Consider the following 8,144-nt stretch of genomic DNA (forward strand, 5'->3'; position numbering starts at 1 on the left):
ATGAAAAAACTACTGCTTATCAGCACGCTGCTGCTATCAGGCTTGTTACCGATGTACGCACAGAGTAATGAACAAGTACTGACGCTCGATTGGATCGATCTGATCCCCGAGAACGAACGTAACCAATTCAACGCCGATGGCATGCCAGCATTGAACCATGATGGCGAAATGACGGCTGCACAATCAAAAATCGGCGGAGTTAGAAAAGAGCTCAATGGCAGCGTGGTCAAAATACCCGGCTTTGTGATCCCACTGGAAGGTGACGCCAATAACGTTACTGAGTTTCTACTGGTGCCCTACTTTGGCGCATGCATTCACGTGCCGCCACCGCCACCAAATCAAATTATTTATGTGAAATATCCGCAAGGTGCTCCAATCCAGCAGCTCTGGGATGTAATTTATCTAATTGGGACACTGAAAACCGAAAGTGTTAGCCACGATCTGGCCGAAACAGCGTATGTGATCGAAGGCACTGCGATCGAAGAATACGACGACATGTAGTTAACAAAATAGCAACCTATTGATTCATCTAAACTAAACGATATATTTAGATAAATACGCTAGCAAAGCGACATATATCAACAATAGTAAAGTAATCGATAAGTGCTTTTTCAGTCTATTTTCTTTCCAACACTTCATAAGCGCCCCACAAATTCCGATAACAATTTTAACAAGTTATTATCATTAGGGATAGCGCAAATTTATGATCTAGAACGAATGTTTTTCCTAGATGGAAAATGCGTTACACGTTACATTTTAATCCATGAATGAAATGGGTGATTGAAGCGGACATAAAATGGCAGATACCAACAACCCTGTAGTGATTGAACATCAAGCCAACTCAGGTCAAAGCCACGAAAAAAAATCGAGCTACATCAAAGACAGTGGTAGTCGCATTTTGAATATTGCTCAATATCACGGCTTAGATGCGCTGCTACAAACGGATCCGCCAGAAAAAACCTCGCTTGATCGCGCCTTATTTAGAGAACAGCAACGTAAAGAGCAGCGACAAAAAAACCTAGAGCAGATCGTCAAACTGGCGCATATCTCTTGTAAAAATGAGACCGCGGGAGAGCCTGATCAAGATTGGTTACACCGTTTTTTCGATATGGCGCAAGACATCCACAACTCTTCGATGCAGCGACTTTGGGCGCAAGTACTCAAACGCGAGGTGACCAACCCCGGTTCAACCTCAATGAAAGCACTGCAAGTATTACAAGACATGACACCAAAAGAGGCGCAGATACTCCAAAAAGCCTCAGCGTTAGCCTGCTGTTTTGGTAGCGATAACAGCCGTAAGCTATTGGTCGGCATTCGTGCTACTAACGGTATTTTTAGTTTAGGAAAACGCATCAGCACATTTGTCATCAATATGGGTAGTTTCCAATTACCCTATTCGAGCCTGTTGGTACTGATCGAGCTTGGCTTACTGCATGCCACTGAACTGGAATCTGGAGAAATTGAACTTGAACCGGCACTGCTGTTGACCTATCAAGGCAAGAATCTGTCACTGCAATCGATGAGTAAAGGGGTAAGGCTGCTCTATTACCGTTTCAGTCCCACTGGCAATGAGCTGTGTAAGCTACTGGGTAATAAACCGAATATGCAGTACTACGATCAAATGTTGGCGGTGCTTAGCCAGAAATTCACTGTCCACACCGAAGTTGCCAGCAGCTCTTTTCATCACGCTGTCTAGCCTCAAAAATAAAGGGCTCAAGCTGATGAGCCCTCTTCTACATTAGGCGATAATCGCTCGTACTTGCAGCGCTGTTAGGCAAATTTCCACCAGCTCATCAATGCTTTTTTCGCCAGCCGCAAGATCGATCTCAGGGTTTTGCGGCGACTCATACTCAGAGTCAATACCCGTAAAATTACTGATTTCACCAGCGCGCGCTTTTTTATACAGCCCCTTCGGGTCGCGCTGCTCGCACACGTCCAACTTGGTATTGACAAACACTTCGATGAATTCACCTTGTGGCAGCATATCGCGCACTAATTGACGCTCAGCGCGATGCGGTGAAATGAATGCTGATAACACGATTAACCCAGCATCGGCCATCAGCTTCGCGAGTTCACCAATACGGCGAATATTTTCTCGCCGATCTTGCTCTGAGAACCCAAGGTCGCTGCACAAGCCGTGGCGTACATTATCCCCATCGAGTAAATAGGTGTGATACCCGAGTTGAGCTAAACGCTGTTCCAACGCACCAGCAATAGTTGATTTTCCCGCCCCTGACAGCCCCGTAAACCACAATACTGCTGGCTGTTGTTGTTTTAAGTTGGCGCGGAACGACTTATCCACCGTATGCTGATGCCAGACAACATTTTCATCTTTATTGGCCAAATTCGTACTCATTACTCAATCCTTTGTTGCCTCAAACTAGCCAATAGAGGGACGCTGTAAGCGGCAATCCCTCCCACTGAATCACCACAGTTAAGCCTTGAGTAACTGACGAAGATCTTTGGCTTCCCAGTGTGGAAAGTGCTTGCGGATCAAGGCATTCAATTCAACTTCAAACGCAGAATGGGCGCTTTGAGCATGAGCGATGTTTTGCAAACTATCTCGAACTAAGCCCGCTCCCACCGTCACATTCGTCAGGCGATCGATGATGATAAAACCACCAGTATTGGCACTGTCTAAGTATTTATCCAGCGCGATCGACTCTGTTAGCGACCATTCACACAAGCCAATGCCATTGAGCGGCAACTCTTCACTGTGATAAGTCGATAAATTATTAATATCGTACTGGTGACGCACCGCTTGCAACTGGCCGACGGTTTTCTTACCTGCAATTTTGATGTTGTATTCACGCCCGGCTTTGAGCGGTTGTTCTGTCATCCAGACCACATCGGCTAATAGATGGTTAGTTGATTCAACCTGCGCTCCTTGCAGCACAATAAGATCACCACGGCTGATGTCAATTTCATCGCTGAGCGTTAACGTCACCGCTTGGCCTGCTTGCGCTTGCGGCAAATCTCCATCGAAAGTAACAATACGTGCCACGGTGGATGTTTTTCCGGACGGAAGTGCGGTGATTGCATCTCCAACGCTGATGCTGCCCGCTGCAATCGTGCCAGCAAAACCGCGAAAATCGAGATTCGGTCGGTTCACATACTGCACTGGAAAACGAAACTCACCGGCTCCTTTTTGCTGATCAACGTCCACTGTTTCAAGCAGCTCCAGCAGTGATGGGCCTTGATACCAACGCATATGTTGGCTTGCTTCGACCACGTTGTCCCCTTCCAGAGCAGAAAGCGGGATGATCTGAATATCAGTATCACCTTGCAGATGCTTTGAAAATTCCACGTAGTCTTGACGGATCTGCTCAAAACGATCTTGTGAGTAATCGACCAGATCCATCTTATTCACCGCCACCACAAAATGCTTCAAACCTAACAGATTGGCAATGAATGAGTGGCGACGCGTTTGATCCAAAATGCCTTTACGGGCATCGATCAAAATCACCGCGAGATCGCAAGTGGATGCGCCTGTCGCCATATTGCGCGTGTACTGCTCATGCCCCGGAGTATCGGCAATGATGAATTTGCGTTTTTGAGTAGAGAAATAGCGATACGCCACGTCAATGGTGATCCCTTGCTCACGTTCCGCTTGCAGGCCATCAACTAACAGAGCTAAATCGGGGCGCTCGCCCGTCGTGCCAACACGCTGGCTATCGGAATGGACGGCGGCCAGTTGATCTTCATAAATCTGTTTTGTGTCATGAAGCAAACGACCAATCAAGGTACTTTTTCCATCATCAACTGAGCCACAAGTCAGAAATCTCAGTAACGATTTGTGCTGGTGTTGCGTGAGATAAGCTTCAATACCGATCTCAGAAAGCTGAGCCTGAACTGCACTATTCATAATCTTTCCTTAGAGGCTTAGAAATAACCTTGGCGTTTTTTCAATTCCATCGATCCTGATTGATCGTGGTCGATCGCGCGGCCTTGTCGTTCACTGGAAGTGGCCACCAGCATCTCTTCAATGATGCCCGTTAGCGTACTGGCCTCTGATTCAATTGCGCCAGTAAGTGGATAACAACCTAACGTGCGAAAACGCACACTCTTGTGCTGAACTTCTTCTCCAGGTTGCAGCTTCATCCGCTCATCATCAACCATGATCAGCATCCCATCGCGTTCGACAACTGGGCGAATGTCCGATAAATACAGCGGTACGATCTCGATGTTTTCCAAATAGATGTATTGCCAGATATCCAATTCAGTCCAGTTCGACAACGGGAAGACACGAATGCTCTCACCTTTATTGATTTGGCCGTTGTAGGTTTTCCATAGCTCCGGACGCTGGTTCTTCGGATCCCATGTGTGGTTCTTGTCACGAAAAGAATAAACACGCTCTTTCGCGCGTGATTTCTCTTCATCACGACGCGCACCACCAAAAGCAGCATCAAAACCATATTGGTTCAACGCTTGTTTTAAACCTTGGGTTTTCATGATGTCAGTATGCTTTGAAGATCCATGCTCAAAAGGGCTGATCCCCATCGCGATCCCTTCTGGGTTTTTGTGTACCAAAAGCTCAAAACCATACTTGTGCGCCATACGATCACGAAATTCGATCATTTCACGAAATTTCCAATCGGTGTCCACATGCAGCAGTGGGAAGGGAATTTTCCCCGGATAAAAAGCCTTGCGCGCTAAATGCAGCATCACCGAAGAGTCTTTACCAATCGAATACATCATTACTGGGTTATCAAATTCAGCGGCCACTTCACGTAAAATATGAATACTTTCGGCTTCGAGCTGTTGTAAATGGGTTAAGCGTTGTTGATCCATCTGCATGCTTCCTTTTCGCTCGCATTGCGAGCCTTGTGCAATGAGAAATTGGTTTGAGTATTGAGTTGGAAATAACTGACTTGCCTTGCAATCAGGCGTAATTCACTTGGTTTTGCTGCGCGGGTTGTTCACCAAACCAATGCAGTTTTTCCGACAGCGCCACCACTTCGCCCACCACAATCAAGGCCGGAGCCTGCGCCCGCGCCGCCAGTTGTGATAAGTCACTGAGCTGCCCTTTGAAGACTTTTTGCGAACGCTGAGTACCGCGTTCAATAATCGCGATTGGTGTGTTGGCTTGGCGTCCATGTTCAATCAACTGCTGCTGGATATAACTCGACTTCATCAAGCCCATGTAAATGACTAAGGTTTGATTACCACGTGCCAGTGTTGACCAATCCATGTCATCGTTTTCCGCTTTAAGGTGACCGGTGACAAACAGAGCGGATTGCGCATAATCACGATGAGTCAGTGGAATACCCGCATAGGCCGTTGCGCCTGCCGCCGCTGTAATACCGGGGATCACCTGAAATTTCACTCCCGCATCAAACAGCACTTCCAACTCTTCACCACCGCGGCCAAACATAAACGGATCGCCGCCTTTAATGCGCACGACTTTGTAACCTTGCTGCGCAAAATCGATCAGCAATTGATTGGTTTTTTCTTGAGGAACACTGTGGTGTCCAGCGCGCTTACCCACGCAGACTAAGATGGTATCGCTCGGCACCAGCGCCATAATTTCATCAGACACTAGGTAGTCGTACAACACCACGTCGGCTTGTTGTAGAAAGCTCAGCGCTTTGAGCGTCAGCAGTTCTGGGTCGCCCGGCCCTGCACCAATCAAAGCCACTTCACCGCAGGTCAATTGGCTTTTGACGTACGATGGAGCGCTACTTGCCAAAGCATCATTATTGACCGCAACTAAGCGCGGCCCTTTGATTGGCAACTGAGAAATGGTTTCCGTCGTACTCATTGTTGTTATCCATAACTTAATTCATGGATGCATTATGGCGGGCTCTTCATATTACCTGAAATTCTAAAATTTCATTTTTTATATCAAAAGCTGATAAGGGAATGGATAATTCCGAATAAGAAGTGACTATCTCTCTGATTAAAAGCCAATCAATGATGAGATCTTGTCGACAGAATGCCGGTGAGTTAACGCGTAACATCACAAATTGATATTCATTGAAATCATCGTTTCATAAGATTTTGTTACATTAGACGAGTTATTTGTTCCCTACCCCTAACTGGAGTACACAATGAAAGTGGCAGTGAAACCTCTCTCCATCGCGATTTTGAGCGGTATGTTAGCAATGGCTGGCCCAGCAATGGCGGACACCATTAAACTGCGTATCGTCGAAACGACTGATATTCACACCAATGTGATGGATTACGATTACTACAAAGACAAGCCATCGAACCAGATTGGTTTATCCCGTGCGGCGACGTTAGTGAAGCAAGCGCGCAGCGAAGTCGAAAACAGCATTTTGGTCGATAACGGTGATTTACTCCAAGGTAGCCCAATGGGCGACTATATGGCCGCCAAAGGCATCAAGGTTGGTGAGGTTCACCCAGTTTACAAAGCGATGAATCAGCTCGGCTACGATGTGGGTAACATTGGTAACCATGAATTTAACTACGGTTTGTCCTTTTTAAAGGAGAGTATTAACGACGCCGCATTCCCGTATGTCAATGCCAACGTCTATGACCAACAAACGGGCAAACACCTCTTCAATCCCTATCTCATTAAAACGCACACGTTCAAAGATACCGATGGCAAAGAGCACCAAATTAAAGTGGGTTACATTGGTTTTGTCCCACCACAAATCATGGTGTGGGATAAGAAAAACCTTGATGGCAAAGTGTTTGCCAAAGACATCAAGCAAACAGCCGAGGAGCTGATCCCGCAGATGAAAAAAGAGGGTGCCGATGTGATCGTGGCAATCCCGCACTCTGGTGTCTCAGCTAACCCATATTCCGTTGGTGCAGAAAACTCGGTTTACTACCTCACCCAAGTAGAAGGCATTGACGCGATTGCTTTTGGTCACTCTCACGCGGTATTCCCTAGCCAAGATTTTGCCAAACTGCCAGGAGCAGATGTGACTAAAGGCACCATTAATGGCGTAACCGCTGTCATGCCGGGGCGCTGGGGTAGCCATGTCGGTGTGATGGATCTGACTTTGCAAAGCAAAGATGGCCAATGGTCAGTCGTGAATGGTCAATCCCAAGCTCGCCCAATCTTCGATAAAGCCAAGAAGAAATCATTGGCAGCAGCCGATACAGGCATAGTGAAAGCCTTAGAGCCGGACCACAAAGGCACTCGAGATTTTGTAAATCAACCGATTGGCCAAGCGAATGATGTGATGTACAGCTTTTTAGCCTTGGTACAAGATGACCCAACCGTGCAAATCGTTAACCTTGCACAAAAAGATTATGTGGAACGCTTTATTCAAGGCGACCCTGATCTTGATGGTTTGCCCGTGTTATCGGCCGCAGCCCCTTTCAAAGTCGGTGGCCGTAAAGATGATCCTGCTGGTTTCACTGAAGTCGAAGCTGGCCAACTGACCTTTCGTAACGCAGCGGATCTCTATCTTTACCCTAATACCTTAGTCGCGCTGAAAATGACGGGTAAAGAAGTGAAGGAGTGGTTGGAATGCAGCGCGGGGCAGTTTAATCAGATTGATCCGCACAGCACTCAACCACAATCCTTGATCAATTGGGCTGATTTCCGCACGTATAACTTTGATGTGATGGATGGGGTGAATTACCAAATCGATGTGACTCAACCCGCCAAATACGATGGTGATTGTAAAGTGGCGAATAAAGATGCTGAGCGCATTGTAGGCTTAACTTATCAAGGTAAACCTATCGATGTAAAACAGACCTTTATTGTCGCCACCAATAACTACCGCGCTTATAGTAATAAATTTGCAGGCACGGGCGCACAATTTGTTGCCTTTGACTCACCCGACGAAAACCGCACGGCCGTCGCCAACTACATTTCGCGCGTGAGTAAAGAAAAAGGTCAAGTTACGCCAAGTGCTGATAACAACTGGTCGTTTGCTCCGATTAAAACCAATACCGCGTTAGATATTCGTTTTGAAACCTCTCCAAGCGAGAAAGCAGCACAGTTCATCAAAGAGAAAGGCCAATACCCAATGACTTTGGTGGAAAACGATGAGGTTGGTTTTGCGGTTTACAAGATTGACCTTACCCAATAAACCCCCACTCAAATCGATTGAAAGAGGCCTATGAGTTAAGGCGCTTTCACCCCACAAACGCAGCCTTTCGCTGCGTTTTTTATTTCCCGCTCGACAACCCTAACTCTGATCTTGATGGTTCTTGACTATCCA

7 protein-coding genes are annotated in these 8,144 nt (G+C 46.7%); 3 read left to right on the forward strand and 4 right to left on the reverse strand.

Translation table 11 applies throughout. The features are described 5' to 3' along the window. Nucleotides 1-501, forward strand: a complete 501-nt coding sequence (locus tag AACQ42_RS04135; RefSeq protein ID WP_013855946.1) for a DUF3299 domain-containing protein — start codon at nt 1-3, stop codon at nt 499-501. Nucleotides 502-796: 295 nt separating this feature from the next. Continuing rightward, complete coding sequence (locus AACQ42_RS04140) at nt 797-1,696, forward strand: TIGR03899 family protein (RefSeq protein ID WP_013855945.1); 900 nt, start codon at nt 797-799, stop codon at nt 1,694-1,696. A 42-nt stretch (nt 1,697-1,738) separates the two neighbouring features. Here AACQ42_RS04140 and cysC read toward each other — a convergent pair whose 3' ends face one another. The 4 genes from cysC to cobA form a co-directional block, all read right to left on the reverse strand. Further along, nucleotides 1,739-2,356 (reverse strand): adenylyl-sulfate kinase, encoded by a 618-nt coding sequence (gene cysC / locus AACQ42_RS04145; RefSeq protein ID WP_047690501.1) that lies wholly within the window; start codon nt 2,354-2,356, stop codon nt 1,739-1,741. Nucleotides 2,357-2,434: 78 nt separating this feature from the next. Continuing rightward, complete coding sequence (gene cysN, locus AACQ42_RS04150; RefSeq protein WP_017049184.1) at nt 2,435-3,865, reverse strand: sulfate adenylyltransferase subunit CysN; 1,431 nt, start codon at nt 3,863-3,865, stop codon at nt 2,435-2,437. A 17-nt stretch (nt 3,866-3,882) separates the two neighbouring features. After that, nucleotides 3,883-4,791 (reverse strand): sulfate adenylyltransferase subunit CysD, encoded by a 909-nt coding sequence (cysD, locus tag AACQ42_RS04155; protein ID WP_026027329.1) that lies wholly within the window; start codon nt 4,789-4,791, stop codon nt 3,883-3,885. 91 nt (nt 4,792-4,882) lie between these two features. After that, nucleotides 4,883-5,761 carry a uroporphyrinogen-III C-methyltransferase gene (gene cobA / locus AACQ42_RS04160; RefSeq protein WP_094133341.1) on the reverse strand — a complete coding sequence of 293 codons (879 nt, stop codon included), beginning with the start codon at nt 5,759-5,761 and terminating at the stop codon, nt 4,883-4,885. A 289-nt stretch (nt 5,762-6,050) separates the two neighbouring features. Here cobA and cpdB point away from each other — a divergent pair, with 289 nt between their 5' ends. Further along, the gene (gene cpdB / locus AACQ42_RS04165) at nt 6,051-8,012 is read left to right on the forward strand and encodes a 2',3'-cyclic-nucleotide 2'-phosphodiesterase (protein WP_094164845.1); all 1,962 of its coding nucleotides are present in this window, start codon (nt 6,051-6,053) and stop codon (nt 8,010-8,012) included. Nucleotides 8,013-8,144 lie beyond the last annotated feature (132 nt).

This window comes from Vibrio sp. V12_P9A6T4 (assembly GCF_963874835.1).
GTDB lineage: Bacteria > Pseudomonadota > Gammaproteobacteria > Enterobacterales > Vibrionaceae > Vibrio > Vibrio anguillarum.

Excerpts from the sequence above, each read along its gene's own strand:
- cpdB (WP_094164845.1), top strand. The coding sequence starts at position 6,051 with ATGAAAGTGGCAGTGAAACCTCTCTCCATCGCGATTTTGAGCGGTATG.
- AACQ42_RS04135 (WP_013855946.1), top strand. The coding sequence starts at position 1 with ATGAAAAAACTACTGCTTATCAGCACGCTGCTGCTATCAGGCTTGTTA.
- cysD (WP_026027329.1), bottom strand. The coding sequence starts at position 4,791 with ATGGATCAACAACGCTTAACCCATTTACAACAGCTCGAAGCCGAAAGT.
- AACQ42_RS04140 (WP_013855945.1), top strand. The coding sequence starts at position 797 with ATGGCAGATACCAACAACCCTGTAGTGATTGAACATCAAGCCAACTCA.
- cysN (WP_017049184.1), bottom strand. The coding sequence starts at position 3,865 with ATGAATAGTGCAGTTCAGGCTCAGCTTTCTGAGATCGGTATTGAAGCT.
- cobA (WP_094133341.1), bottom strand. The coding sequence starts at position 5,761 with ATGAGTACGACGGAAACCATTTCTCAGTTGCCAATCAAAGGGCCGCGC.
- cysC (WP_047690501.1), bottom strand. The coding sequence starts at position 2,356 with ATGAGTACGAATTTGGCCAATAAAGATGAAAATGTTGTCTGGCATCAG.